The organism is Mesorhizobium onobrychidis, assembly GCF_024707545.1.
GTDB classification, from domain to species: domain Bacteria; phylum Pseudomonadota; class Alphaproteobacteria; order Rhizobiales; family Rhizobiaceae; genus Mesorhizobium; species Mesorhizobium onobrychidis.
Map to the genome: position 1 here is coordinate 3,459,000 of NZ_CP062229.1, position 24,747 is coordinate 3,483,746.

At 63.1% G+C, this 24,747-nt stretch carries 27 protein-coding genes and 1 other RNA gene; 16 read left to right on the top strand and 12 right to left on the bottom strand.

Annotation, left to right across the window (positions count from 1 at the left end):
• Positions 1 to 109: 109 nt before the first annotated feature.
• From IHQ72_RS17175 to IHQ72_RS17185, 3 genes are all read right to left on the bottom strand, one after another.
• Positions 110 to 247: a hypothetical protein gene (locus tag IHQ72_RS17175; protein ID WP_258123518.1), complete on the bottom strand. Its 138-nt coding sequence runs from the start codon at positions 245 to 247 to the stop codon at positions 110 to 112.
• A gap of 35 nt (positions 248 to 282) precedes the next feature.
• Positions 283 to 576 (bottom strand): CBM9 family sugar-binding protein, encoded by a 294-nt coding sequence (locus tag IHQ72_RS17180; protein WP_258123519.1) that lies wholly within the window; start codon positions 574 to 576, stop codon positions 283 to 285.
• A 403-nt stretch (positions 577 to 979) separates the two neighbouring features.
• Positions 980 to 1,888, bottom strand: a complete 909-nt coding sequence (locus tag IHQ72_RS17185; RefSeq protein WP_258123520.1) for an EamA family transporter — start codon at positions 1,886 to 1,888, stop codon at positions 980 to 982.
• A gap of 89 nt (positions 1,889 to 1,977) precedes the next feature.
• Between IHQ72_RS17185 and IHQ72_RS17190 the strand changes: the two genes are divergently transcribed.
• The gene (locus IHQ72_RS17190) at positions 1,978 to 2,457 is read left to right on the top strand and encodes an Lrp/AsnC family transcriptional regulator (protein ID WP_258123862.1); all 480 of its coding nucleotides are present in this window, start codon (positions 1,978 to 1,980) and stop codon (positions 2,455 to 2,457) included.
• Between the two features lie 160 nt (positions 2,458 to 2,617).
• Here IHQ72_RS17190 and IHQ72_RS17195 read toward each other — a convergent pair whose 3' ends face one another.
• Positions 2,618 to 2,815 carry a hypothetical protein gene (locus IHQ72_RS17195; protein WP_258123521.1) on the bottom strand — a complete coding sequence of 66 codons (198 nt, stop codon included), beginning with the start codon at positions 2,813 to 2,815 and terminating at the stop codon, positions 2,618 to 2,620.
• 112 nt (positions 2,816 to 2,927) lie between these two features.
• Entirely contained in the window at positions 2,928 to 3,434 is a 507-nt protein-coding gene (locus IHQ72_RS17200; RefSeq protein WP_258123522.1) for a thioesterase family protein, read from the bottom strand.
• Between the two features lie 98 nt (positions 3,435 to 3,532).
• Here IHQ72_RS17200 and IHQ72_RS17205 point away from each other — a divergent pair, with 98 nt between their 5' ends.
• Both IHQ72_RS17205 and IHQ72_RS17210 read left to right on the top strand, forming a co-directional pair.
• Positions 3,533 to 4,945 (top strand): FAD-binding oxidoreductase, encoded by a 1,413-nt coding sequence (locus IHQ72_RS17205; RefSeq protein ID WP_258123523.1) that lies wholly within the window; start codon positions 3,533 to 3,535, stop codon positions 4,943 to 4,945.
• A 94-nt stretch (positions 4,946 to 5,039) separates the two neighbouring features.
• Positions 5,040 to 9,074: an AsmA family protein gene (locus IHQ72_RS17210; RefSeq protein ID WP_258123524.1), complete on the top strand. Its 4,035-nt coding sequence runs from the start codon at positions 5,040 to 5,042 to the stop codon at positions 9,072 to 9,074.
• 6 nt (positions 9,075 to 9,080) lie between these two features.
• On the opposite strand, the gene IHQ72_RS17215 is transcribed toward IHQ72_RS17210, so the two are convergent.
• The 4 genes from IHQ72_RS17215 to IHQ72_RS17230 form a co-directional block, all read right to left on the bottom strand.
• A complete protein-coding gene (locus IHQ72_RS17215) occupies positions 9,081 to 9,308 on the bottom strand; it encodes a ribbon-helix-helix domain-containing protein (protein ID WP_258123526.1) in 228 nt (75 codons plus the stop codon).
• Between the two features lie 20 nt (positions 9,309 to 9,328).
• Positions 9,329 to 9,574 carry a DUF4169 family protein gene (locus tag IHQ72_RS17220; RefSeq protein ID WP_258123527.1) on the bottom strand — a complete coding sequence of 82 codons (246 nt, stop codon included), beginning with the start codon at positions 9,572 to 9,574 and terminating at the stop codon, positions 9,329 to 9,331.
• 18 nt (positions 9,575 to 9,592) lie between these two features.
• Positions 9,593 to 10,126: an SspB family protein gene (locus IHQ72_RS17225; protein ID WP_123151927.1), complete on the bottom strand. Its 534-nt coding sequence runs from the start codon at positions 10,124 to 10,126 to the stop codon at positions 9,593 to 9,595.
• A 118-nt stretch (positions 10,127 to 10,244) separates the two neighbouring features.
• Positions 10,245 to 10,934, bottom strand: a complete 690-nt coding sequence (locus IHQ72_RS17230; RefSeq protein WP_123151926.1) for a TetR/AcrR family transcriptional regulator — start codon at positions 10,932 to 10,934, stop codon at positions 10,245 to 10,247.
• Positions 10,935 to 11,095: 161 nt separating this feature from the next.
• On the opposite strand from IHQ72_RS17230, the gene IHQ72_RS17235 reads away from it, so the two are divergent.
• On the top strand, positions 11,096 to 12,301 hold the full coding sequence (locus IHQ72_RS17235; RefSeq protein ID WP_258123528.1) for a multidrug effflux MFS transporter: 1,206 nt from the start codon (positions 11,096 to 11,098) through the stop codon (positions 12,299 to 12,301).
• A 32-nt stretch (positions 12,302 to 12,333) separates the two neighbouring features.
• Here IHQ72_RS17235 and IHQ72_RS17240 read toward each other — a convergent pair whose 3' ends face one another.
• Entirely contained in the window at positions 12,334 to 12,915 is a 582-nt protein-coding gene (locus tag IHQ72_RS17240) for an AAA family ATPase (protein ID WP_258123529.1), read from the bottom strand.
• A gap of 157 nt (positions 12,916 to 13,072) precedes the next feature.
• Positions 13,073 to 13,430, bottom strand: a transfer-messenger RNA (tmRNA) gene (gene ssrA / locus IHQ72_RS17245).
• A gap of 169 nt (positions 13,431 to 13,599) precedes the next feature.
• On the opposite strand from ssrA, the gene IHQ72_RS17250 reads away from it, so the two are divergent.
• The 6 genes from IHQ72_RS17250 (at position 13,600) to IHQ72_RS17275 (ending at position 18,231) form a co-directional block, all read left to right on the top strand.
• Positions 13,600 to 13,911 (top strand): DUF2853 family protein, encoded by a 312-nt coding sequence (locus IHQ72_RS17250; RefSeq protein WP_258123530.1) that lies wholly within the window; start codon positions 13,600 to 13,602, stop codon positions 13,909 to 13,911.
• 172 nt (positions 13,912 to 14,083) lie between these two features.
• Complete coding sequence (locus tag IHQ72_RS17255) at positions 14,084 to 14,878, top strand: thymidylate synthase (protein ID WP_258123531.1); 795 nt, start codon at positions 14,084 to 14,086, stop codon at positions 14,876 to 14,878.
• 298 nt (positions 14,879 to 15,176) lie between these two features.
• Positions 15,177 to 15,974 (top strand): molybdate ABC transporter substrate-binding protein, encoded by a 798-nt coding sequence (modA, locus tag IHQ72_RS17260; RefSeq protein WP_258123532.1) that lies wholly within the window; start codon positions 15,177 to 15,179, stop codon positions 15,972 to 15,974.
• A 13-nt stretch (positions 15,975 to 15,987) separates the two neighbouring features.
• Positions 15,988 to 16,692 (top strand): molybdate ABC transporter permease subunit, encoded by a 705-nt coding sequence (gene modB / locus IHQ72_RS17265; protein ID WP_258123533.1) that lies wholly within the window; start codon positions 15,988 to 15,990, stop codon positions 16,690 to 16,692.
• Positions 16,689 to 17,801 carry a molybdenum ABC transporter ATP-binding protein gene (modC, locus tag IHQ72_RS17270; protein ID WP_258123534.1) on the top strand — a complete coding sequence of 371 codons (1,113 nt, stop codon included), beginning with the start codon at positions 16,689 to 16,691 and terminating at the stop codon, positions 17,799 to 17,801. Before modB ends, modC begins: the two co-directional genes overlap by 4 nt.
• Before the next feature lie 88 nt (positions 17,802 to 17,889).
• Complete coding sequence (locus IHQ72_RS17275) at positions 17,890 to 18,231, top strand: winged helix-turn-helix domain-containing protein (RefSeq protein ID WP_258123535.1); 342 nt, start codon at positions 17,890 to 17,892, stop codon at positions 18,229 to 18,231.
• 33 nt (positions 18,232 to 18,264) lie between these two features.
• Here IHQ72_RS17275 and cobF read toward each other — a convergent pair whose 3' ends face one another.
• Positions 18,265 to 19,041, bottom strand: a complete 777-nt coding sequence (gene cobF, locus IHQ72_RS17280; protein WP_258123536.1) for a precorrin-6A synthase (deacetylating) — start codon at positions 19,039 to 19,041, stop codon at positions 18,265 to 18,267.
• Positions 19,042 to 19,174: 133 nt separating this feature from the next.
• On the opposite strand from cobF, the gene IHQ72_RS17285 reads away from it, so the two are divergent.
• The 6 genes from IHQ72_RS17285 (at position 19,175) to IHQ72_RS17310 (ending at position 24,745) form a co-directional block, all read left to right on the top strand.
• Entirely contained in the window at positions 19,175 to 20,188 is a 1,014-nt protein-coding gene (locus IHQ72_RS17285) for a DUF4424 domain-containing protein (RefSeq protein WP_258123537.1), read from the top strand.
• On the top strand, positions 20,188 to 20,706 hold the full coding sequence (locus tag IHQ72_RS17290) for a dihydrofolate reductase (protein WP_258123538.1): 519 nt from the start codon (positions 20,188 to 20,190) through the stop codon (positions 20,704 to 20,706). Before IHQ72_RS17285 ends, IHQ72_RS17290 begins: the two co-directional genes overlap by 1 nt.
• Before the next feature lie 142 nt (positions 20,707 to 20,848).
• Positions 20,849 to 21,949, top strand: coding sequence for an FtsH protease activity modulator HflK (hflK, locus tag IHQ72_RS17295; protein WP_258123539.1), 1,101 nt, complete (start codon positions 20,849 to 20,851; stop codon positions 21,947 to 21,949).
• Positions 21,949 to 22,893, top strand: a complete 945-nt coding sequence (hflC, locus tag IHQ72_RS17300; protein ID WP_258123540.1) for a protease modulator HflC — start codon at positions 21,949 to 21,951, stop codon at positions 22,891 to 22,893. Before hflK ends, hflC begins: the two co-directional genes overlap by 1 nt.
• A gap of 6 nt (positions 22,894 to 22,899) precedes the next feature.
• Complete coding sequence (locus IHQ72_RS17305) at positions 22,900 to 23,088, top strand: DUF2065 domain-containing protein (RefSeq protein ID WP_258123541.1); 189 nt, start codon at positions 22,900 to 22,902, stop codon at positions 23,086 to 23,088.
• A 142-nt stretch (positions 23,089 to 23,230) separates the two neighbouring features.
• On the top strand, positions 23,231 to 24,745 hold the full coding sequence (locus IHQ72_RS17310) for a DegQ family serine endoprotease (RefSeq protein WP_258123542.1): 1,515 nt from the start codon (positions 23,231 to 23,233) through the stop codon (positions 24,743 to 24,745).
• Positions 24,746 to 24,747 lie beyond the last annotated feature (2 nt).

A 24,747-nucleotide genomic window follows, 5' to 3' on the forward strand; every position in this document is an offset into this window, starting at 1 on the left:
TTTGTCGGCTCCTTGCGTTGTCATTCACATGCGGGCCTTCGCCGCCTTCGACGCAGCGCAGTGGCTTGAGCGAGTACGTCCTGAGCTGGCCCGAAGCGACGGCCTGACGTTACTTCACGACCTTGATGACCGGTCGCTTCCAGGTGCCGTCGAGGATGGCCTCGTCGGGCCAATAGGACAGTGCTGACGGGCAGGTCCAATCACGAAAATGGCGGACAACACTGCCCGCCGTTCTCGACTTCGTCAAAGCGGCTGCGCCTAAAGCGCGTCGCGGTTGCCCCTCTATTGGTGGCCGCCGAGCTGAAAGCCCATCTGGCAGAAATCGGGATGCTTGGCTTTCAAGACGTCGTCGTTGCAATCCGCCAGCATATCGGCGCGATCCTCGTCCTTCAGGGCCTTCCACGCGGCAGTGAAGTCGGCTTCCGGCTTCAAGGTCGTCATGCTGGCGTCGGTGTAGAAAGGCGACATCGTCGCCGCATCGTCGAGCGCCGAAGTGCCGTCCGCTCTCTTGGATAGCGCGGCGCCGGTCGTCACCGAAAGCGCCAATACGCCTATGCAAATAATCTTGATTTTCATGATCATTCCTCCGGCTTGGTTGAGGTCGTCCGCAGACTGCATCCCACCGCTACCTGAAATGCCGAACGACTCATATTGTCCTTGTGGGCAAAACTCCCCTCCATCAAGGCAGGGCGCAATCTGCCTCGGGAAAATTGCAACTCAGGCACACCACGCGAAGCACTCCAGTCCCTGATGTTCATTCGGCCAAAGGTCTATGCGGACATCGACTACGACCCAGCCGAATGACCGCTTTGGTTCCATGGATGTATCTTGGTGTAGAACCCGGCAACGACCGCATCGCGGCCGCAAGTCGAAGTTCAAACTAAGGCATCGCCAGAACGCCGCTGCAGAACAGGACGACGGTGCCTTGACGTCCGGGGCCCGACTATAGAAGGGATCGGAAAGCAATGCTTTCAGGCGCTTATGAAGTTGGCGCCGGCTTGTGGAAGGCGACGCCGGCCACCACAAGCGCGACGCCGAGGCAGTCGGTAGGGCCGGGTATCTGGCGCAGCACAATGACGCCGATCAGCGTGGCGGTGACCGGCAGCAACGCCAGCATCAGCGCGAAGCTCGATCGCGGCAGCCGCGACATGGCAAGCTGGTCGCAGATATAGGGGATGACAGACGAGCAGATGCCGACGCCGATGGCGGCGATGAGCAGCGGCGGCACCGAGAAAGCCGGCAGCGCATCGGTGAAGCCGATCGGCAGCACGATGAGGCAGGCGACCGCCATGGCGGCACCCAGGCCGGCGATGCCGTCGCCAGCGCCGGCGCGGGCAACGCGATGGCCAAGGACGATATAGCCGACGAACAGCGCGCCGTTCAGGAAGGCCCAGAACAGGCCGATCGGGTCGCTTGACCATTTGACATCGATCAGCAGCAAGGTGCCGATGACGGCAACGGCAAGGGCTGCGAGATTGCGCGGGCTCCTGACGCCTACCAGCGCGACGCCGATGGTGCCGACGAATTCGATCGCCGCGACCAGCGAGATCGGCAAACGGTCGAGCGCCAGGTAGAAGGCGCAATTCATCACGCCAAGGCAAGCACCAAAAGCGAGAAGCAGCAGTCTTGTCGGCCGGTCGGCGCGGACGAAGACCGTCCATGGCCGGGTCAGCGGCGCGAAAACCAGGGTGGCGGTGACGATGCGCAGCCAGGCCATGCCGAGCACGCCGACATGCGGGAAAAGCAGCACGGCGAATGCCGGCCCGAGATAATGGAACACGGCGCTGACGCCGAACCAGACATGCGGCGGCAGCGAGGTCGCCAGCTTGCCAAAAACAGGGCCGGCGAGCGCAGGGACTGCGCCTGGGGCTTGCGCTTGATCATCCATAGGATCATTATCGCAGGCAATCTTTCCGGTTTATATGGATAATGACCAGCCAAAGAGATCATTGATTTCCCAAAACCGAGGAGTTTTCCCTGAAACGCCTTCGAAACGAAAATTCCGACCTGGATGCGGCTGATCTGAAAATCCTGCGCCTGCTGGAAAAGGATGCGCGCACCAGCACCGCTGAACTGGCGCGCTCGGTCGGCCTGTCGGCGCCGAGCGTGGCCGAGCGCATTCGGCGGCTGCAGGAGAGCGGCGTGATCGAGGCCTACACGGTGCGGATCAATCCGGCCGCGCTCGGCATGAAGCTGTCGGCATGGCTGCGGATCAGGCCGGTGCCCGGGCAACTGGCTGTAGTGGCCGAGATCATCCGCGATTTGCCGGAAATCGCCCAGTGCGACCGGGTGACCGGCGAGGACTGTTTCATCGCGCTGGCGCATGTCGGCTCGATGGCCGACCTCGAACGGGTGATCGACCGGATCATTCCGTTTGCGATGACCGACACCGCGATCATCCAGTCGTCACCAGTGGTGGCGCGTTCGCCGCTGGAGGCAGTGAAGCACCAGCCCTGATGTTGAAGGGCGAGTGAGCATCTGTCAGCAAGCACCATTGGCGAAGCTGCCAATCTCCCCCGCAAGGGGGGAGATCGGACTTCGCTTCGGCTTTCGCCAACGACCAACGCTGGAAGGCAAGCGGGGCGGGCAAACCGGAAAGTATTTCTCCCCGCACCGATCAGGCGTGGCCGCGCTTCATCCGCGCTTGCTTCAGGATGGCGCGCCAGCGGATCATGGCGAAAGGGATCGGCTCGTTGTTGTTGGCGATGTTAAAAATCTCGTTGTTGAGGTTCTTCAGCGAGCGCCAGAAATCATAGTCGGTGATGCGTGGGTCGGCCGCCAGCCTGTCCGCCTCGACCTTGATGTCGGTTTTCATGCACGTTCCCCGAACCGCTTCAGCCCCGCCGCCCGTGCGGACGGTTTTCGAACGCCGCGCTGAGTCGTTCAACGCCTCAATTCGGCTTGTTCACGTTAAAACCTTGGTAAGGTTAACGGCGGTCTGACTGCGGTTCAACCGTCTTGCGACGAATACCGATCGAACGGCCGGCGCGCTCGGGCATCGGCAGCGCCGCATGGGCGGCGCGCATCGCTTCCACCATGGCCAGGACATCGGCCGGGAAGGGCGCCACCTTCGGTCCGGACATGTCGACGTGCAGTGACAGTGATTCGGAAGTGGCAGCGAGCCAACCGTCGACATGGCGGATTTCCTGGTAGGCCCTGAGCCGCTTTTCGTCATGGTCGAGGAGCTGGAACGAGACATTGACCTTATGGTCGAGATGCAGCTCCTGGATATAGCAGACATGGACTTCCGCCGTGTAGATGGTCAGCCGCCGCTGCTTCACATAATCCATCCCCATCCCCATCATTTCGAACGCTTCGTCGGAGCAGCGGTCGAACAGCACGTTGTAATAGGCCATGTTGAGGTGGCCGTTGTAGTCGATCCAGTCCTTCTCGACGTCCATGGCACGAGAGACGAAGGGGGCAGGGGTGGACATCGAAAACTTCCTTCTCGCTGGACAGAGCGTGGTTGGTGAGACTACCCATCCATAAGTCCATAACAAGGGTGGACACTGGTCCATTCGCGGAGGAATAGATGGCTCTGAGCGACCTCAATCCGGTCGAGCGCAACGAAGAAGGCATCGCCGCTGTGCTCGGCATCCTCAAGCAGCGGCTCGGCGAGCGGTTCCAGACCGGCGAGGCGATCCGCGCCCAGCACGCGCATACCACCACCTACATTCCGACCCAGGCGCCGGATGGCGTGGCGTTTCCGGAGACGACGGCGGAGGTGCAGGAGATCGTGTCGACCTGCGCCGCGCACCGCGTGCCGGTGATCGCCTTCGGCGTCGGCTCCTCGCTGGAAGGCCATACCAACGCGCCGGGCGGCGGCATCTCGCTGGATATGTCGCGGATGAACCGCATCCTCGCGGTCAACCCGCAGGATCTCGACTGCACCGTCGAGCCCGGTGTGACGCGCGAGGATCTCAACCGGCATCTGCGCGACACCGGCCTGTTCTTTCCGATCGATCCGGGCGCGAATGCATCGCTCGGCGGCATGGCGGCGACGCGCGCGTCGGGCACCAATGCGGTGCGCTACGGCACGATGCGCGAGAATGTGTTGTCGCTGACGGCGGTGATGGCCGACGGCGAGACGGTGACGACCGGCAAGCGCGCAAAAAAGAGCTCGGCCGGCTACGATCTGACGCGGCTCCTGATCGGCTCTGAAGGGACGCTTGGCATCATCACCCAGCTGACCCTGAAGCTGCAGGGCATTCCGCAGGCGATTTCTGGCGGCGTCTGCCCGTTTCCCAGCGTCGAGGCGGCCTGCAACACGGTGATCGCGACAATCCAGATGGGCATTCCGGTGGCACGCATCGAACTGGTAAATGCGCTGCAGATGCGGGCGATGAAGAGCTATTCGAAACTCGATTATCCCGAAAGCCCGTGCCTGTTCGTCGAGTTCCATGGCAGCGACGCCGGCGTTGCCGAGCAGGCCGAGACCTTCGGCATGATCGCCGAGGAATATGGCGGCGGACCATTCCTGTGGACCAGCGTCGCCGAGGAACGGACGAAGCTGTGGAAGGCCAGGCACGATGCCTATTGGTCGTCGCTGACGCTGCGGCCGGGCGCCAAGGGGTTGTCGACCGACGTCTGCGTGCCGATCTCGCGCTTTGCCGAATGCGTCACGCAAACCGAGGCCGACATCGCCGAGATGGGGCTGATCGCGCCGATCGTCGGCCATGCCGGCGACGGCAATTTCCATGTGCTGGTGCTGATGAACGCGGACGATCCGAAGGAAATCGCCGCGACGGAAGAGTTTGTCGCGCGGCTGAACATGCGGGCGATCGGCATGGATGGAACCTGTACCGGCGAGCACGGCATCGGACAAGGCAAGGTCGGCTTCCTGCGCCATGAACTCGGCCACAGCGTCGACATCATGCGCACGATCAAGCAGGCGCTCGACCCGCAGAACATCATGAACCCTGGGAAGATACTGCCAGCCGATTAGAGCTTTTTGCTCTTGGAGCGATCGATTTGCCTCTTTATCAACACGCTGATGCGGGTAGAGTGCGGCTGATTTTCAATCAACTGCTTGGGAGTTGATGCTCGCACGCCTGTTCGTGATCTTCGGTGGCCTTTTCGTGCTGGTGCTGTGTGCGGCGCTGGTGGTGCCGTATTTCATCGACTGGACGGGCTACCGGGCCGATTTCGAGCGCGAGGCGAGCGCCATTCTGGGTCGCAAGGTCACCGTTCAGGGCGATGCGACAGCGAAACTGCTGCCGTTTCCCTCGGTGACCTTCTCGAATGTCACTGTCGCCGGCGGCCCCGGCGGCCAGCCGGCAATGACCGTCGAGACCTTTTCGATGGATGCGGAACTGGCGCCCTTCCTGAGCGGCGAGGTGCTGATCTTCGACATGCGGCTGGTGCGGCCGAAGGCAACGATCGACATTGCCGCCGATGGCACGGTCGACTGGGCGATACGCCCGTCCTCGCCCTTCGATCCCAGCCAGATCTCGATCGAGAAGCTGACGGTGACGGACGGAGAGATCGCGCTGCGCCATGCCGCTGGCGGCCGCAGCCATCTTCTTTCCGAGATCAATTCGAAAATCTCCGCCAGATCGCTCGCCGGACCCTGGCGGATGGATGGTTCGCTGCGGCTCGACGGCCTGCGCAGCACGGTCATCGTCTCCACCGGCAAGGCTAGTGGCGACGGACAGATGCGGCTCAGGCTCAAGGCCGATCCAGACGCCTATCCGCTGGTCATCGAAGCGGATGGCAATGCCGGCATTGTCGACGGGGCCGCGATCTATTCGGGCCAGTTCAAAGTCACAAGTTCTGACAAGAATGGCGCCGACAAGCGTTCGGCGCAGCTTAACGGCACCGACGGTGAGATGATGAAGGCCAGCGCGGCCAAGCCGGAGCCGGGGTTCAGGCTGAACGGCAAGTTCTCGCTCGACCACCGGAAGCTTGGTGTCGACGAATTCCGTTTCGAGACCGGGCCACTCGACAATCCCTACACCGCAGACGGCAAGGCTGCCGTCGACCTTGGGCCGAACCCTCGCTTTTCGATCGAGGCCGATGGCGCTCAGGTGCAGTTCGATGAAGCCGTCGGCGCCGCGACGGGACTGACGCTTTCCGAGCGCGTCGCGGCGTTGGAGCAGGCGCTGCTCGACCTGCCCAAGCCGACCATACCGGGCACCGTCGAGGTGAAGCTGCCGGCGGTGGTGGCCGGCGACACGACGGTTCGTGACGTGCGCCTTTCCGCCGAACCGGCCGATGCCGGCTGGTCGGTGAAGTCGCTGGGCGCGACGCTCCCGGGCCGCGCCAGGCTGGAAGCAAACGGTATGCTTAGTCTCGAGGATCAGTTCGGCTTCACCGGTTCGCTGCTTCTGGCCGTGGGGCAGCCTTCCGGCTTCGCCGCCTGGCTGTCGAAGGATGTCGACGAGGCGATCCGCCGGCTGCCGGCCGCCGGCTTCAAGGCCAAGGTCGACCTGACCGGGAACCGCCAGGCCTTCAGCGACCTCGAGCTCGTTCTCGGCAAGGCGAAATTTTCCGGCCGCATCGATTCCAGCCAGGGCGACGACGCCAGGCCGTCGGTGCTGATGCGGCTCGAAGGCGGCGAGCTCGACGTCGACGGGCTCGCCGCCTTCGCCTCGATCTTCATCAGCGACAAGGGCGCCAACCGATTTTCCGACCGCGACCTCGATTTCCAGATCAAGGCCGGGCCGGTCAGCGCCGGCGGACTGACCGCCGATACGGTCGATACGGCGCTCAGGCTGCGCGACGGTCTGCTCGAAATCGACCGGCTCTCGGTTGGCGGGCTTGCCGGCGCCTCGATCAGCGCCACCGGCCGGATCAAGGATTTCCCAGCGAGCCCGACCGGCAAGCTCGATGCCTCGGTGGTTGCCGTCGATCTCAAGCCGTTGGTCGACGTCGCGGCGAAGCACTATCCCGACAATGCCGTGCTGAAGGGGCTGGCGGGGCGTGTGGCCGCCTATCCCGAGCTGCTCCAGAATGCGCGCATCGATCTGGTGACGAGTGCCGCCGCCAATGGCGACGGCACGACGGGACTGGCGGTCAGCGCGCAAGGCAGGGCAGGCGGCTCGGCGTTTTCAGCATCGCTGTCCGGCAAAGGACTGCCCGATCGGCTTCTCGAGGCGCCGGTGTCCGTGACCTTCAACGCCAGCAATACCGACGCCACCGCGCTTCTGGCGCTTTACGGCCTGCCGGCGCTGCCGCTCGGAATGGTTGGCGAGGCGACCACCGATGTTTCGGCGAAAGGCACGCTTGGCGGCGGCATGGCGACGAGCTTCAACCTCATCGGCAACGACTTCAAAGCCGGTTTCGACGGGACATTCGCCGGCACGCCACAAGGCGCCACCGCCAAGGGCAAGGTCAGCCTGGAAGCCGCCGACATCGAGCCCTGGCTGATGACGACAGGCGTCGGCCTGCCGGGCATGGGGACAGGCATGTCGACATGGTTTGCGGCCGACGCCGACTTCGGCAACGGCCTTCTGGTGCTGTCCGGCCTCAGCGGCGCCATCAACGAGGCGGCGGTTTCCGGTGACGTCAATGTCGACGTCAAGGGCGGGCTGCCGCATCTTGCCGGCGCGCTGGCGCTCGATGATCTGGATCTCGACCCGATGGCGGTGGCACTGTTTGGCGACCAGGCTTTCCTGGGCTCTGGCAAGGCTTGGCCGACTGCTCCATTCAGCCAGAAGTCCAGCCTGCCGTTCACCGCCGAACTCGACCTGACCACGGCATCGCTGGCCGCCGGCCCGCTGGCCACGGCCTATGACGCGGCGCTTTCGCTGAAGCTCGACCAGGAAGGCATCCGCGTTTCGGACCTCAAGGCAAAGTTCGCCGGCGGTGCGCTTTCCGGGCTGTTCGAGCTGAAGAACAATGACGGCACCGGGCTTTTCTCCGGCCAGATGAAACTTGCCGGCGCCGATCTGGCCACCGTGCTGCCACAGGCCGGCATCAGCGGAAGCGGCGATTTCTCGGCGGCGCTCTCGACCAGTGGCAAATCGGTCGATGCGATGGTTGCGGCGCTGTCCGGTTCCGGCACGGCGGAGCTGAAAGGCTTGACCATTGCCGGCGTCAATCCCGACGCCTTTGGCGCCTTCATCGCCAAGGCCGACGCGATCGGGCGCGATATCGATGCGGCCAAGACAGCCGGGTTCGCGCCGCAGATCGCCGCGGATGGCAGTTTTCCGGCTGGGGAAACCGACATCGCCTTCACAATTGCCGGCGGCACGCTGAGGGCACCGCCGGTCAACCTGGAAAATCCGGCGGCGAAGCTGTCCGCCGACATCACGGCGGACCTGAACGCCAGCACGGTCGCCACCAGTGGTTCGATCACTTATCGGCCCGGCGATGAAGCGCTGATCGGCTCCGACCCGACTGTGAATTTCAGCGTCGACGGGCCGTTCGGCGCCGCGAAGCGGCAATTCGACAGTGAGCCGCTGGCGCAGTTCCTGACCCAGCGCGCGCTGGAAAAGGAACAGCAGCGGGTCGAGGCCATGCAGGCGGCACTGCTTGAAAAACAGCGGCTGCGGCGCGAAGTGCGTTACTACGCGGCCCTGCAAGCCGAGCGTGAGAGGGCAGCCGAGGAATTGCGCAAGCAACAGGAGGCGGCGCGGCTGCAAGCCGAGGCAGATGCCAGGGCGAAGGCTGAAGCCGAGGCAAAGGCTCGAGCCGAAGCGGAGGCGAAGGCCAAAGCGGATGCGCAGGCGAGGGCTGAAGCCGTGGCCAAAGCCAAGGCCGAGGCGGAGGCAAGGGCGAGGGCTGAAACGGAGGCCAAAGCCAAGGCGGAGGCGGAGGCAAGGGCTAGGGCGGATGCCGAAGCGAGAGCCAAGGCGGCGCAAAAAGCGGCGGACGAGGCGGCGAAAGCCGAGGAACAGCAACGCCGGAAAGCGGAAGAGGCGAGGCGGACGGAAGAGGCGAGGCGGATCGCTGCGGAACAAAAGGCAAAGCTCGACGCCCAGCGCAGGGCGGCGGCTGAGCAGGCGCAGAAAATCGAGCGCGCGCGTCAGCCGCCGGCCAATGACAACCAGCCGCCAGCAGGATCCGCGCCAAAACCCACGCTTGAACCTTCGTCGATCGACAATCTGCTGAAGTCGCTGGGCGGCGGATAGCTCCACCTAGACCGGTTTCTTCCCTCGCTTCGCCCAATCCAGGACGTAGAGCCTGAGCGCCGAGGACAGGTTGGCATCGCGCGGCCGGGCCTCGTCGATTTCGGCGACGAGGGCGGCGAGCGTCAGTTTGCGCGCAGCCGCGATGGCGACGAGATCGTCGAAAAACGGCTTTTCGAGCGAATAGCTGGTGCGATGGCCGCGAATGGTAACCGAGCGTTTCTCGACCGGGCTCACCGGACGTGACTCATTTCACTTCAAGCATCGGATTTATCCGAAAACCGCGGCGCACTTTTCGGTCCGATGCTCGGGGAATCCGGATCGCCAGAGGCTTCGCGGCGATGGCCGGCGACAAACGTTTCTGCTTTCTCGGCGATCAGACGGTCACGCTCCCGGTCGGCCCTGGAACGGCCGTGCAGCGTCCGGTTCTGTTCGGCCAGGCGCCCCTTCTCAGTTCGTGCCTTTTGCTTGCGGGCCTGGCGGAGATTGACGATGTCGGCCATGTCGCGCGGCCCGTCGGATCACTTCTTGCGGAAGGCGTCGAGCGACACCACTTCGGCGCCCTTGGCGGCGGCGTCGGCCGCGGCAGGCTTCTTTTCGGCCTCAGCGGTCTTTTTCTTTTCCGGCTTTTTCTCGGCGACGGCGGCCAGCGGTTCGGAAGCGGGCTGGCCGGCCAACTCCTCTTCTGCCGAGGTCTCCGTCTTCACGTCGAATTCGAGCTCGAAATTGACGGACGGGTCGTAAAAGCCGCGCACGGCCGAGAACGGGATTTCCAGCTTTTCCGGCACGTCGGAGAAAGACAGCCCGACCTCGAAGCCGGTGTCGGTCACCTTCAGGTCCCAATACTGGAACTGGATGACGATGGTCATCTGTTCGGGATAGCGCTCGCGCAAGCGGGAAGATACGCGCACGCCCGGGGCGCCGGTCAGGAAAGTGATGAAGAAATGATGGTTGCCGGGAAGGCCGGTGCGCGCGACCTCGGCCAGGACTTTGCGCATGACGCCGCGCAACGCCTCCTGGGCCAGAATGTCGTAGCGGATGTGGTCGTCGGCCATGTGGCTGTCGGGTTCCGTTGAATCGTCCGCATAGCTGTAATCAAGCTTGAGCGCGGCGTAAACCGGATATAGACGCCGGCAGCGCAGATGCGAGAGGGCATGCCTCAGATTTGATCGCTCAGGCGCCAGCGAGCGCGCTGTGCTTTTGCGCGTCGGCCGCCGGCTGCCGCTTGCCGAAGGCGCGCAGGAAGGTGCGCACGCCATGTGTTGCCGATTGCAGCACCTCATCATCGGTCGGCGTGCCGCCAAGCATGAAGGTCGTCTGCAATTCGGCATTGGCAAGGGCCAGGAACTGGCGGGCCGCGACGTCGGGGTCCTCGATGTCGAGGAAACCGGCATGGGCGAGGCGGGCGAAACGGGCGGCGATAGCCGGCCATGTCCTGCCCGGTCCCTGTTCGCGCCATTCGGCAAAGAGCTCGGGATAGCGCTCGCCCTCGGTCTGGATCAGCTTGCGCAGGAATTTTCCATCGCGGTTGCAGATACAGTTGCGGTTCATACGCACAGCAAAAGCGATCAGATCGGCCTCGAGATCCTTCGGCTGGTCCGGAAAGGTGGAAATGGTGGCGAAGATGCCGGCATTGCAGCGCTCGGTAAGGTCGCGGACGATGGCGACGAAGAGTTTCTCCTTATCGCCATGGTGGTTGTAGATCGTCTGGCGCGAAACGCCGGCCTCGGCGGCAATCATGTCGATATTGGCGCCGGCGAAGCTTTCGCGGCAGAACACCTCGCCGGCAGCGTCCATGATGGAGGCGCGCTTGGCCTCATGGCCGCGTGGCGGGATGGTGTCAGGAGAAACGTCATGCTTCATGAAAACTATATAGAGGTGATTGACGAATTAGACAACAGTGTCTAAATTTGTGGACTATCGTAAGGGATTTCCTCCGCGGGAAGTCGGAATTTCATGGGATGGAACGTTCTAGGATTACCCGCCGGTCCGCGGCAAACCAGATTTGAGAGAAGCCCGCCATCATGAGTCCCCAATTCCTCCGCATCGCGGTCGTGCTCGGCCTGTTGTCCGCCATCGGTCCGTTTGCCATCGATATGTATCTTCCGGCGCTGCCTTCGATCGGCGCGGATCTGCAGGCCAGCACCGCTGCCGTGCAGATGAGCTTGCTGATCTTCTTTCTGTCCATGGGTTTTGGCCAGATCGTCGTCGGACCGATCTCCGACATGGTCGGGCGCAAGCTGCCGCTCTATGGCGGCCTCGCACTGTTCATGGTCGGCGGCATCGGCTCGGCGCTGGCACCCTCGGTCGAATGGCTGATCGCCTTCCGTTTCCTGCAAGGGCTCGGCGCCAGCGCAGGCATGGCGGTGCCGCGCGCCATCGTGCGTGACCTGCACACCGGCACCGAGGCTGCCAAGCTGATGTCGCTCTTGATGCTGGTGTTTTCGGTGTCGCCGATCCTGGCGCCGCTGACCGGTAGCGTCATCATCGAGAATTTCGGCTGGCGTGCCGTGTTCTGGACGGTAACGGGTGGGGCGGTGCTTGCCACCATCCTGCTGGCGACCTCGCTCAAGGAGACGCGGCCGGTCGAGGCGCGTGCAGGCAGTTCGTTCGGCACCGCGCTCTCGGCCTATCGCTTCCTGATGGGCGACCGCAACTTCCTTGGCCTGGCGTCTATCGGCGGCTTCGGGATCGCGAGCTTCTTCGTCTATCTGTCGAGCTCGTCCTTCATCCTGATCGACCATTACGGGCTGTCGCCGTCGGTCTACAGCGTGTTCTTCTCGATCAACGCGGTCGCCTTCATCGGCATGTCGCAGTTGACGGGGCTGCTGTCCGAACGGTTCGGGCTAAGGCCGGTGGTGCGGGTCGCGGTCGTCGGCTATGCGACGACGATGGTGGTGCTGTTCGCTGTGATGGCGTCCGGCGTCGACCGGCTCGATGTGATGGCGGTGCTGCTGTTCGTCGGCTACGGGTTCCTCGGCCTGGTGATCCCGACGACTTCGGTGCTGGCGATGGAGGAGCATGGCGCGATCGCCGGCACGGCCTCGGCGCTGATGGGCACGCTGCACTTCGCCATCGGTGCGGTGGCCATGGGCATCGCCGGCGTGTTCTTCGACGGCACGCCGCTGCCGATGGTGGCCGGCATCACGCTTTGCGCGGTGATCTCCTTCATGCTGGCCAAGGTGACGCTCGGCCGTGGGCGGGAGGTTGTCGAAGCGCCTGCAGAGTAGATGCTTTCCAGCGAGAGCATGAAAAGGCCGGGTCAGTCCCGGCCTTTTTCATGTCCGGGCTCAAGCTGCAAGCCTGCCTCGGCGAAGACGACTCGCAGTCGCGCCTCGACCGGCGCCAAGGGCAATGGGACCAGCTCATAGCCCAATTCCGTGTAGATGCTGGTCAGCGCATGATAGGTGCGTTCGGCCTCGTCGAGGGTCTGCTTTCGTTCGCTGTCCTGCCGAAAAATCTCCGGCCATGGCGGTGCGATGAAGACATGACTGGCGTAGCGGAAGCGTTCGGCGGCATTTCTGACGTGGTCGGGCACCGGCAGGCCAGTGAGGCGCAGATAACCAAGAGTGTCCGGCACGCCGCGATCGAAGAAGACGGGCCCGTTCTGTTCGAGGGCGGTTCGATAGGAGCGCAGCTCCCAGGACAGCATCAGTTCGGCGAACTGCGCCGGATCGTGCCAGGGCAGGGCCGGCCCTCCTATCGCCAACTGATCGCGGATGATGTCGCGACCGGCTTCGGGCGAGGTGGCAAGGCCGGCCGACCGCAAGGCTTCGATCAATGTGGTCTTGCCAGAACCCGGACCGCCGGTCAGCACGAAAAATCGATCGGAATCGTTTTGCATTTTTCAGTCCTTTCGGATGAATGCGTCCGCCCGCATCTGCCGGCAAGACAGCGTCGCGACGGAGCGCAGCCCAAGAAGCGCGGCCAGCAAGCCTGCTGCCGTCACAATATCGAGGGGAGATGGGGATCGGAGGGGGAAGTGGGAATCGAAGGGAAGAAGTGGAGGTTTCTGTTGCCAGGTACCTCCGAACCCCGCCTAGAAGTGCGAACCACTAGGGCTTGAATTGAAGCCATCGCACCGCTTACGCGGCGAGACGTGCTTCCGCATAGTTGTCGTTGGCAACTATAAGTTTAGCCCGATAACGGTGGTACAATGCCGGGCAAAAGTACGATCTTTACACCTTCGTCGATCCTATTTCGCCCCCAGCAAAAGCCGCTCTTCGACAAAGCGGTTTTTGGTGGAGGCGCCGGGTACCGCCCCCGGGTCCGAACGGCTTATTTCATCGCCTGTTTATCGCCATAGTCGGTCAAGCCGACGAAACAGATATAGGGACCGATCGTGGAAAATGAAAGGCCTCAATGATGCTTTGTCGCTGCGTCAGACAGCCTCGCGAAGGCTTGACTTGTCAACGGTCTCAACCGAAGCTTTGCGGTGGTGAGGAGTTACCGACTTAGCGCACATCTTGCGGCAGCGCGCCACAACCCTCATCGACCGGATCCCGTGGCGCCGACGAGGGGAAATTTGATGACCGATTATCTCGCAGACGTGAAGAAGTACGACGCAGCGGCAAGTGCCGACGCGGTCGCCAAGATCGTGAAGCATTTGGGCATTGCGCTCAGGAATCGGGATTCCTCGCTGGTGTCCTGCACGGACTCCAAGGAACTCGATCGCGTCAAGACCAACTGGGTTGCCAAAAAGCTCGGCATTGCCGACGGCAGCAAGGCGGACGCGGCCATTGAAAAGACCTGCAAGGCGATGGAGGCCGACAACACCAAGATCCGCGTGACCTTCTATTACCTCGTCGCCAAGGATCTGGGTAAGCTCGCCAGCCTCTGACAATCGTCCTGCATCAGGCATCCTGCATCGGCGGAATGCTGGCGCGATTTCCGCGCCGGCCCACAATGTAGTCGCCTGTGGGAACATTATGCACTTTGACATGTTCGGCCGGCAGCCAGTCGGTTATGATGGCCGGTAACCCGAATCGAGCCCCCGAATCGAGCAGAAGCCGATGCGCCAGTATCTCGACCTCTTAAAGCACGTGCTGGAAAACGGCGCCGATCGCGGCGACCGCACCGGCACCGGAACGCGCTCGGTGTTCGGTTATCAGATGCGCTTCGACCTTGCGCGCGGCTTTCCGGTCACCACCACCAAGAAGCTTCACCTGAAGTCGATCGTGCATGAACTTCTGTGGTTCCTGGCCGGCGATACCAACACTAGATATCTCAACGCCCACGGCGTCTCGATCTGGGACGAATGGGCCGACGAGAATGGCGACCTCGGCCCGGTCTATGGCAAGCAATGGCGCTCCTGGCCGGACGGCCATGGCGGCACCATCGACCAGATTGCCAATCTCTTGAAGGAGATACGCAAGAATCCTAATTCCCGACGGCTGATCGTTTCGGCGTGGAACCCGGCCGAAGTGGAAGCCATGGCGCTGCCACCCTGTCACTGCCTGTTCCAGTTCTATGTCTCGGAGGGCAGGCTTTCCTGCCAGCTTTACCAGCGTTCCGCCGATATCTTTCTCGGCGTGCCGTTCAACATCGCTTCCTATGCGCTGCTCACTCTGATGGTGGCGCAGGTGACGGGGCTGAAACCCGGCGATTTCGTCCATACGCTGGGCGATGCGCATCTTTACGCGAACCATTTCGAACAAGCGCGCGAACAGTTGCGGCGCACGCCCAAGGCGCTGCCGACGCTATGGATCAATCCGGAGGTGAAGGACCTCTTGGCCTTCAGCTTTGAAGATTTCCGGCTGGAAAACTACCTCGCCGATGCGACGATCAAGGCGCCCATCGCGGTGTGAGCCGCAAACATCGGGCTTCTACTTTACCCTGTCTCGAAATTGCTCGGTGGCGGTGCTGGGTCGTCCGCCGCGAGTACCGTATCCGATGCTTTGATCCACGTCGGCCTGCAACGTTGCGCTGTATGCACTGCTATTTATCGTGAGCGGTGGCGGCAACACGCAATGCCATTAGCGGGGCCATTGGCTGGGTCATTGTTCGGGCTGAGTCTGGCAAAAGCCGTTCCCTTGTTATATTCAGATGGATATATCGATTGGCGGGCTCGCGCCGATCGGATTTTTTCAAGCCCCAGGAGAGTTCATGCCGGTGCGCAAGGGTCTCGGATTGAAGGCACCCGCCATTGGCGGTCTCGCAGCGATGTTGATCGCCGCCATGCCGATTGCCCATGCGGATGACAGACTGATCGTCTTCGCCGCGGCAAGCATGAAGAACGCACTGGATGCCGTGAACACCGCCTGCGAGGCCGATGTCGGCGAGGCGGCGATCATTTCCTATGCGGCAAGCTCTGCATTGGCCAAGCAGATCGAGGGCGGCGCGCCAGCCGATGTCTTCATCTCAGCCGACCTCGACTGGATGAAATATCTGTCCGACAAGAAGCTGACCAAGCCGGATACCGAAGTGAAGTTGCTCGGCAACCAGATCGTGCTGGTGGCGCCGAAGGATTCGTCGGTCGAAACCAGGATCGAAAAGGGTTTTGATCTTGCTGGGCTGATCGGCGACGGCAGGCTTGCGATGGGCGATTTCAAAGCGGTGCCGGCCGGCAAATATGGCAAGGCCGCACTTGAATCGCTCGGCGTCTGGTCCTCGATCGAAGGCAAGGTGGCACAGGCCGAGAACGTGCGCGCAGCGCTCAAGCTGGTTTCATCAGGCGAAGCAGCGCTCGGCATCGTCTATGCCACCGACGCGCACGCCGAGCCCGGCGTCAAAGTGATCGGCGCCTTCCCGGAGGATTCGCACCCGTCGATCGTCTACCCGGTTGCCCAGATGGCGGATTCCAAGGACAAGGATGCGCCGGCATTCCTGGAATGCCTGCAATCCGCCAAGGCAGGCGAGGTCTTCAAGGCGCAAGGTTTTACGGTCCTCACGCCGAGCAACTGAGGCACACCAAAAGATGAATTGGTTGCTGGACCTCACTCCCGACGAATGGAATGCGGTCCGGCTGTCCGTCAAGGTGGCGACGGTGGCGATGATCGCCAGCCTGCCGCCCGGCATATTGATCGCGCTTGTGCTTGCCCGTGGCCAATTCTGGGGCAAGACGCTGCTCAACGGGCTGGTGCATCTGCCGTTGATCCTGCCGCCGGTGGTTATCGGCTATCTGCTGCTGCTCTCCTTCGGCAGGCGCGGCCCGGCCGGGGCCTTTCTGGCCGAGCATTTCGGCATTGTCTTTTCCTTTCGCTGGACGGGTGCCGCACTGGCCTGCGCTGTCATGGGCTTTCCCCTGATGGTGCGGGCGATCCGGCTGTCGATCGAGGCGGTCGATCGCAGAATCGAGGCGGCGGCCGGGACGCTTGGCGCCAATCCGCTGTGGGTGTTCGGGACGATCACGCTGCCGCTGATCCTGCCCGGCCTGATTACCGGCGCGATCTTGTCTTTCGCCAAGGCGATGGGCGAATTCGGCGCAACCATCACCTTCGTTTCCAACATCCCAAACGAGACGCAGACGCTGCCGTCGGCGATCTATACGTTCACGCAGGTGCCGGGCGGCGATGCCGGCGCGCTCAGGCTGACGCTGATCTCGATCGTCATCTCGATGGCAGCACTTATCGCGTCGGAGGTGTTGGCGCGGCGTGTCGGCAAGCGGATGGATATCGAATGACGGTCGTGGTCGACATCAGCCATCGGCTTGGCGATTTCGAGGTCGACGCCCGCTTTGAGAGCGCCGGGCGGCTGACCGCGCTGTTCGGCCCCTCGGGCTCTGGCAAGACGACGCTGATCAACATGATTGCAGGCCTGATCCGGCCCGACAAGGGGCGGATCGAGGCCGACGGCCGCGTGCTGGTCGATACGGGTGCGGGCCTGCTCGTGCCGAAGCACAAGCGCCGCATCGGCATGGTGTTCCAGGATGCGCGGCTGTTTCCGCATATGAGCGTGGCCAGCAATCTGCGCTACGGCCGCTGGTTCACGCCGACGGCGGAACGCTATGCGGACATGAATGCGGTGGTCGACCTGCTCGGCATCGGTCCTTTGCTCGACCGGCGGCCGGCAAAGCTTTCCGGCGGCGAGAAACAGCGTGTGGCGATCGGCCGGGCGCTGCTCGCCAGCCCGAAATTGCTGCTGATGGACGAGCCGCTGGCTTCGCTCGACGAGGCCCGCAAGGCAGAAATCCTGCCTTACATCGAGCGGCTGCGCGACGAGACGAGAATCCCGATCGTCTATGTCAGCCATTCGATCTCGGAGGTGGCGCGGCTGGCAAGCGACGTGGTGGTCCTGGCGCAAGGCAAAGTCGCCGCCTGCGGCCCGACCGGGGCGATCATGCAGCGGCTCGACCTGTTGCCGGCGGAAGAGCGCGGCGAGGGCGGCGCGGTGCTGGATACCGCGGTGCTGCGCCACGATGAAGTCTTTGGCATGACCGTGCTTGGCTCGGCGGCGGGCGAGATCCGCGTGCCGCTTCTGGCAACTCCGGTCGGCGCGCCGGTGCGCATCCGTATCCGTGCCCGCGATGTGATGATCGCCACCGAACAGCCGACGGGCCTCAGCGCGCTCAACATCTTGCCGGGCACGATCGTGGCGATAGAGCCGGGCGAGGGGCCTGCGGTCGAGATCGGCATCGACTGCCATGGCGCAACCGTGCTTGCCCGGATCACCGAGCAATCCCGACAGACGCTGAAACTTCGGCTCGGTCGAGAGGTCTACGCGGTGGTCAAGACGGTAAGCTTCGACCGAGCGAACACGAGCGCCGGCTTGCCTGTCGAGGCGGATGGATGACCGGCGGATGATGTCGCTATATCATTTTGGAATAGCGATATCGCTGGAGAGCTTCTAGGATGGATGGGGCGTGACTGCGGAGGAGCAAATGCCGTCGCTGAGCTTGCGGATAAACCTCGATCCGGACGGCCGCATCGGACCGGGCAAGATCGAGCTTCTGGAGCAGATCGCCGCATTCGGCTCGATCTCGGCCGCGGCGCGCGGCATGGAAATGTCCTACAAACACGCCTGGGATCTCGTCGAGGACATGAACCGGGTGTTCGGCAAGCCGCTGGTCGCGGCGCAGACCGGCGGGAAAAAGGGCGGCGGCGCCCAGTTGACGCCGGTGGGGCTTGCGGTGGTCAGCCGCTTTCGCGCCATAGAACGGGCCGCCGCTTCCGCCGCCGCGACGCATATGGAAGCATTACAGGCGGAGATCGATGCTGGGTGAAGTTGGTGGAATCTGTTTCGGCCGAGCCTACCCCTATTCCTCTTCCGGTTCGCCGGGCTTGCGCAGCAGATAAGTGTCCATGATCCAGCCCTTTTTCCGGCGGGCTTCCTCGCGGGTCTTCACGATCTCGTCGCCGACATCGCCAAGGCGGCCGGAAATGAGGATCTCGTCGGGCGTGCCGAGATAGGCGCCCCAGTGGATGACGAGGTCGTTGTCGTCCAGCGTGTTGAAGGCGCATTTGCCGTCCAGCATGACGACGGTGCTGCCGGCATTGTCGGGCAAACCTTCCTCGGTGAGCCGGCGGCCGGTGGTGATCTGAACCGCATCGCCGATGCGGTTCAGCGCCATCTTGTGGCTGGCCGCTAGCGCCTGGACAGCAGTGATGCCGGGGATCACCTCGAGGTCGAACTCGACATTGCCTCTCATGCGCACACGCTCCAGGATACGCAGCGCGCTGTCGTAAAGCGAAGGATCGCCCCAGATCAGGAAGGCGCCGCAGCCATCTTGCGAGAGCTCGTCGCGGATCAGGTCTTCATAGATCGCGGCGATCGCCTCGTGCCAGTCATCGACGGTCGAGCGGTATGAGGGCGCCGGCTCTGCCCGCACCGGCACGTAGAATTCGACGCGGCGCGAGATCGGATTGGTGACGAAGCGGTCGCAGATCCGGCGGCGCAGTTCTGCAAGATCGTTCTTCTTCGCGCCCTTGTCGGGAATGAACAACACGTCGGCGCGGTTCAAGCCGCCGATGGCCTGCACGGTCATGTGGTCGGGATTGCCGGCGCCGATGCCGATGACGAGAAGCTTGCGCATGGGCGAACTCCTGCCTGATCGGAACGTCGCTGTCCAGACACGCCTGGCACGCGCCGACGAGTGCACGGAAGGGCTTTGAAACTCCACATTGAAACGGCTAGAGTCATACCGGCATTTCGCCAAAGGAGCTTCCATGTTCCGTTATGTTTTGACCGCCGCGCTGGCGCTCTCGGCCACGCCCGTATTCGCCAATGATTCGATCGCCGAATTGGGAACGGGCGGCCTGATCCTGTCGCGCAGCGACGCGGTCGCCATGGAGAGTGAGGACCTCTACATCTCGCCGGAAAAAGTGACGGTCGATTATGTCTTCCGCAACAACACCGACAAGGATGTCGACGCGATCGTCGCCTTTCCGATGCCCGACATCGAAGGCGATCCCAACGAGATGCCGGCGATCCCCGACGGCCAGAACGACAATTTCCTCGGCTTCGAGGTGACGATCGACGGTGTGGCGGCAAAACCGCAACTCGAGCAGAAAGCGTTTGCATTCGGCATCGACATCAGCGCCGATTTGAAGGCGCAAAACGTGCCACTCTACCCGTTCGGCGACGCGGCCAGGGCGGCATTGGCAAAGCTGCCGCAAGCGGTTGCCGACGACTGGATCGATCGCGGCCTCATCATCGAGGACACCACCGACGACGGTTCAGGCATGAAGACCGTCTATGTGCCGTTCTGGCAATTGCGCTCGACCTACTGGTGGCGCTCGACCTTTCCAGCCAACAGCGCAGTCCACGTCGCCCACCGCTACAGGCCGAGCGTCGGCGGCACGTCCTCGGTCAGCTTCTTCTATGACGGCCAGTTCCAGGGCCAATACGCCGCCTACAAGACCCGCTACTGCATGGACGGCACGTTCGAGAACGCGATCCGCAAGGCAGCGAAGGGCAACCCCGACGGCACTCCGAGATATTTCGAAAACCGCATCGCCTATGTGCTGACCACTGGCGGCAACTGGGCGACGGGCTCCATCGGTAAGTTCAAGCTGACTGTCGATAAGGGCGATCCGAAGAACCTGGTCTCGTTCTGTGGCGAAAACGTCAGGAAAGTCGGCCCGACGCGTTTCGAGATGACGGCAGAAAATTTCTACCCTGAGCACGACATCGACATATTGCTGCTGGCGCCTTCGGGCGATGGCGGGAGCGGCGGCTGATGGACGTCGCGATCTATGTCGCCATCGCCGAAAACGGCGTGATCGGGCGCGATGGCGGCTTGCCGTGGCGGCTTTCCAGCGATCTCAAGCGGTTCAAGGCCGACACGATGGGCAAACCTATCATCATGGGTCGCAAGACCTATGAAGGCATCGGCCGGCCTCTGCCTGGCAGGCTCAACATCGTGGTGACCCGCGACAAGGCCTGGCGCGCCGAGGGCGTCGAAATCGTGCATTCGCTCGACGAGGCGATCAGTCTGGCGAAGGTGCGCGGGCGCTGCATGGCCGGCGCCGACGAAATCTGCGTCATCGGCGGCGGTGAGATCTATGCCCAGGCGCTGCCGCTGGCCGACCGCTTGCATGTCACCCATATCCTTGCCGCGGTCGACGGCGACGCGCATTTCCCGCCAATCAACCCGGATTTGTGGCACATTGTTCGCTCGCAGGACGTTCCGGCCGGTGAAAAGGACAGTCATGCGACACGCTATTCGGTTTACGAGCGACGCCGCGACGTGCATTGAGAGGCGATAAAGGATCGCGACGGTCCAAAACGGACGGTGACGACGACCGATCGCGTTGAAAGCGTGCCGTCGCATCCCTATAGAAGAACAACACTGGATTTTGCGTCGTCAGACCGGCGCGTGGGGGAGCGAAAGGACATTCATGCCCTGGAATGACAAAAGCGGCGGTGGCGGCCCATGGGGCGGCGGCAACAATCCAGGACCCTGGGGGCAGGGACCGAAGGGGCCTAGCGGTCCGCAGGGCTCGCCTCCCGATCTCGAAGATATCATCCGGCGCGGCCAGGACAGGTTGCGGCGCGCGTTGCCAGGTGGCGGTGGCGCCAGCCCAGCCGTGTTCGGGCTGATCGCGGCGGCGCTTGTCGTGCTGTGGGCGTTCAAGGCGGTCTATACCGTGCAGCCCGACGAGGTTGCGGTCGAACTCAGATTCGGCGTGCCAAAGGCGGAGTTCTCGCAGCCAGGCCTGCATTTCCATTGGTGGCCCATCGAGACGGTCGAGACGGCCAACATTGCCGAACAACTCGTCAACATCGGCGGCGGCACGGCCTCCGGCAACGGTTCAGGGCTGATGCTTTCGGGCGACCAGAACATCGTCAACGTCCAGTTCTCCGTGGCCTATCAGGTCTCCGATCCGAGGGCCTATCTGTTCGACGTGTCCGATCCCGACGGCATGCTGCGGCAGGTCGCCGAAAGCGCCATGCGCGAAGCGGTCGGTCGGCGGCCGGCGCAGGACATCTTCCGCGATGATCGCGAGGGCATTGCGGCGTCCGTGCGCGAAATCATCCAGACGACGCTGGACGGCTATCAGGCCGGCCTTAACGTCAACGCGATTTCGATCGAGGATGCCGCACCGCCGCGCGAAGTGGCCGACGCGTTCGACGAGGTGCAGCGCGCCGAACAGGACGAGGACAAGTTCGTCGAGCAGGCCAACCAGTATTCCAACCAGAAGCTCGGCCAGGCGCGCGGCGAGGCCGCACAGATCCGCGAGGAGGCGGCCGGCTACAAGAACCGGGTCGTGCAGGAGGCCGAAGGCGAGGCGCAGCGCTTCATCTCGGTCTATGACGAATACGCCAAGGCGCCGGATGTGACGCGCCAGCGGCTTTATCTGGAAACGATGGAGAGGGTTCTGAAGGATTCCAGCAAGGTCATTATCGAGCAAGGCAGCGGACCAGGGGTCGTTCCCTATCTGCCGCTGCCTGCACTGCAGCAGAAGGCGCCGGCGCCGGTCCTCGGAGGAACCCAGTGATGGCCAACCGTCTTCCCATCATCGCCGTCATCGCCGCGGTTATCCTGTTCCTGCTCTATTCGTCGGTCTTCGTTGTCAATGCGCGCCAGCAGGCGCTGGTGCTCAGGTTCGGCGAAATCGTAGACGTCAAGAGCCAGCCCGGCATCTACTTCAAGGCGCCGTTCGCCTTCTTCGACGCCGACAGCGTGCAGTTGATCGAAAACAGGGTGCTGCGCTTCGACCTCGACAACATCCGCGTCCAGGTTTCAGGCGGCAAGTTCTATGAGGTCGACGCCTTCATCGCTTATCGGATCTCCGATCCGCGCGTGTTCCGCTCCGCGGTGTCCGGCCAGATCGAACTGGCCGAGGCACGGTTGAGGACGCGTCTCGACGCCGCCTTGCGTCGGGTTTACGGTTTGCGCGACTTCGAGGCGGCGCTCTCGGAAGAGCGAGCCGTGATGATGCGTGAAGTGCGCGACCAGCTGAGGCCCGACGCCACGTCGCTCGGCCTGCAGATCGAGGATGTCCGCATTCGCCGAACCGATTTGACGGCGGAAGTCTCGCAACAGACATATGATCGCATGAAGGCTGAGCGTCTGGCCGAAGCCGAGCGGCTGAGGGCGCGCGGCAACGAGGCGGCGCAACGCATCAGGGCGCGCGCCGACCGCGAAGTGGTGGAGATCGTCGCCGAGGCACGGAGAGAGTCTGAAATCCTGCGCGGTGAAGGCGAAGCTCAACGCAGCGCCACCTTCGCGAATGCCTACCAGCGCGATCCAGCCTTCTTCGACTTTTACCGGTCGATGAATGCCTACGGCACGGCGCTGGACAATACCGGGACGACGATGGTGCTGTCGCCGAATTCGGAATTCTTCCGTTTCTTCCGCAATCCCGCCGGCGCGGATGCGTCGGCAGCGCCGCCCGCAGCACCTGCTGCACCGGCAGCGCAGCCAGGCACCGGCCAGTAACGGCCGGTGCAGGATTTTCTGGCGGCAATAGGCTTGGTTCTCGCCGTAGAGGGCCTGGTCTATGGCGGCTTTCCCGGCCTCGCCAAGAAACTTGCCGGCGAAGTTCTGTCGATGCCGGAGAATGCGCTGCGGGTCGCCGGGCTGATTGCCATCGCCGTTGGCGTCGGCCTCGTCTGGCTGGTGCGGGGTGGATGACGGTTTATGATTTCGGGATAACGGAGGTTTTATCCTCCGCCGATAGCCATAGCCGCAAACGTGCCGTATTTCTTGCCAACATGGTTCGACGCAGCGTTTTCGGCGAGCGCTTTTCTTCTCAGAGACACCGGGAGACTTCTCGATGACATCCAACAGGTTTTTGCGCGCGGCGAGGCGGTCGTTCACCGCGGGTGCTGCAGCACTTCTTATCGGCGCCGCTACCGTCCCGTCGCTGGTGACGCCTGCGGCCGCCGCCGACGGCCCGGCTTCGGTCGCCGATCTCGCGCAGGGCCTGCTCGGCGCCGTGGTCAACATATCGACCTCGCAGAGGGTGAAGGGCACGGAAGGCCCGGGCGCGGTACCGATGCCGCAGCTTCCAGAGGGCTCGCCCTTCCAAGATTTCTTCGACGATTTCTTCAAGAACCGTCCCGGCGAACAGGGCAACCCCTCGCAAAAGGTGCAGTCGCTGGGCTCCGGCTTCGTGGTCGACGCCGAGCAGGGCATCGTGGTGACGAATAATCACGTGATCGCCGATGCCGACGACATCGAGGTGAATTTCTCTGACGGCGTGACGCTGAAGGCGACGCTGGTCGGCACCGACACCAAGACCGACGTGGCGGTGCTGAAGGTCGATCCAAAAGGGCACAAACTGACGGCGGTGAAATTCGGCGATTCCAGCAAGATGCGCGTCGGTGACTGGGTGATGGCGATCGGCAATCCGTTCGGCCTCGGCGGCACCGTGACGGTCGGCATCGTCTCGGCCCGTAACCGCGACATCAATTCCGGTCCCTATGACGACTTCATCCAGACCGATGCCGCGATCAACCGCGGCAATTCCGGCGGGCCGCTGTTCAACAGCGACGGCGAGGTGATCGGCATCAACACGGCGATCATCTCGCCGTCCGGCGGCTCGATCGGCATCGGCTTTTCCATTCCCTCGCAACTCGCGTTGGGCGTCGTCGACCAACTTCGCCAGTTCGGCGAGACGCGGCGCGGCTGGCTCGGCGTGCGCATCCAGCCGGTGACGGACGACATTGCCGAAAGCCTCGGCATGGCGACTGCCAAAGGCGCGCTGGTTGCCGGCGTCATCAAGGGCGGGCCTGTCGACAACGGCACCATTCTGGCGGGCGACGTCATCATCAAATTCGACGGCAGGGACGTCAATGAAATGCGCGACCTGCCGCGCGTTGTCGCGGAGAGCACGGTCGGCAAGGCTGTCGACGTGGTCATCGTGCGCAAGGGCGTCGAGCAAACCGTGAAGGTGACGCTCGGCCGGCTCGAAGATGGCGAAAAGCTTGCCAGCGGCGAGAACGGCAACACCGAAAAGGACAATGGCGACGAGGCGCCTGCCGTTTCGACGGTTTCCGTGCTCGGCATGACCGTTGGCGAGCTCAACGACGAGACGCGGACGAAATTCGGCATTGCCGCCGAAGTCTCCGGCGTCGTCATCACTGACGTCGCCAAGGATTCGGCCGCTGCCGAACGCGGCATCCAGGCCGGCGAAGTGATCACCGAGATCGCGCAGGAATCGGTCGCCACGCCCAAGGATGTCATGGACCGGATTGCTGCGTTGAAGGAGCAGGGACGCAAGAACGCGCTGCTGATGCTGGCATCGAAGACCGGCGAACTGCGGTTTGTGACGATCCGGATGGACTGAGT

Coding starts and splice junctions, on each gene's coding strand:
- IHQ72_RS17180 (WP_258123519.1), bottom strand. CDS start 576: ATGAAAATCAAGATTATTTGCATAGGCGTATTGGCGCTTTCGGTGACG.
- IHQ72_RS17185 (WP_258123520.1), bottom strand. CDS start 1,888: ATGGATGATCAAGCGCAAGCCCCAGGCGCAGTCCCTGCGCTCGCCGGC.
- IHQ72_RS17195 (WP_258123521.1), bottom strand. CDS start 2,815: ATGAAAACCGACATCAAGGTCGAGGCGGACAGGCTGGCGGCCGACCCA.
- IHQ72_RS17200 (WP_258123522.1), bottom strand. CDS start 3,434: ATGTCCACCCCTGCCCCCTTCGTCTCTCGTGCCATGGACGTCGAGAAG.
- IHQ72_RS17205 (WP_258123523.1), top strand. CDS start 3,533: ATGGCTCTGAGCGACCTCAATCCGGTCGAGCGCAACGAAGAAGGCATC.
- IHQ72_RS17210 (WP_258123524.1), top strand. CDS start 5,040: ATGCTCGCACGCCTGTTCGTGATCTTCGGTGGCCTTTTCGTGCTGGTG.
- IHQ72_RS17220 (WP_258123527.1), bottom strand. CDS start 9,574: ATGGCCGACATCGTCAATCTCCGCCAGGCCCGCAAGCAAAAGGCACGA.
- IHQ72_RS17225 (WP_123151927.1), bottom strand. CDS start 10,126: ATGGCCGACGACCACATCCGCTACGACATTCTGGCCCAGGAGGCGTTG.
- IHQ72_RS17230 (WP_123151926.1), bottom strand. CDS start 10,934: ATGAAGCATGACGTTTCTCCTGACACCATCCCGCCACGCGGCCATGAG.
- IHQ72_RS17235 (WP_258123528.1), top strand. CDS start 11,096: ATGAGTCCCCAATTCCTCCGCATCGCGGTCGTGCTCGGCCTGTTGTCC.
- IHQ72_RS17240 (WP_258123529.1), bottom strand. CDS start 12,915: ATGCAAAACGATTCCGATCGATTTTTCGTGCTGACCGGCGGTCCGGGT.
- IHQ72_RS17250 (WP_258123530.1), top strand. CDS start 13,600: ATGACCGATTATCTCGCAGACGTGAAGAAGTACGACGCAGCGGCAAGT.
- IHQ72_RS17255 (WP_258123531.1), top strand. CDS start 14,084: ATGCGCCAGTATCTCGACCTCTTAAAGCACGTGCTGGAAAACGGCGCC.
- modA (WP_258123532.1), top strand. CDS start 15,177: ATGCCGGTGCGCAAGGGTCTCGGATTGAAGGCACCCGCCATTGGCGGT.
- modB (WP_258123533.1), top strand. CDS start 15,988: ATGAATTGGTTGCTGGACCTCACTCCCGACGAATGGAATGCGGTCCGG.
- modC (WP_258123534.1), top strand. CDS start 16,689: ATGACGGTCGTGGTCGACATCAGCCATCGGCTTGGCGATTTCGAGGTC.
- IHQ72_RS17275 (WP_258123535.1), top strand. CDS start 17,890: ATGCCGTCGCTGAGCTTGCGGATAAACCTCGATCCGGACGGCCGCATC.
- cobF (WP_258123536.1), bottom strand. CDS start 19,041: ATGCGCAAGCTTCTCGTCATCGGCATCGGCGCCGGCAATCCCGACCAC.
- IHQ72_RS17285 (WP_258123537.1), top strand. CDS start 19,175: ATGTTCCGTTATGTTTTGACCGCCGCGCTGGCGCTCTCGGCCACGCCC.
- IHQ72_RS17290 (WP_258123538.1), top strand. CDS start 20,188: ATGGACGTCGCGATCTATGTCGCCATCGCCGAAAACGGCGTGATCGGG.
- hflK (WP_258123539.1), top strand. CDS start 20,849: ATGCCCTGGAATGACAAAAGCGGCGGTGGCGGCCCATGGGGCGGCGGC.
- hflC (WP_258123540.1), top strand. CDS start 21,949: ATGGCCAACCGTCTTCCCATCATCGCCGTCATCGCCGCGGTTATCCTG.
- IHQ72_RS17310 (WP_258123542.1), top strand. CDS start 23,231: ATGACATCCAACAGGTTTTTGCGCGCGGCGAGGCGGTCGTTCACCGCG.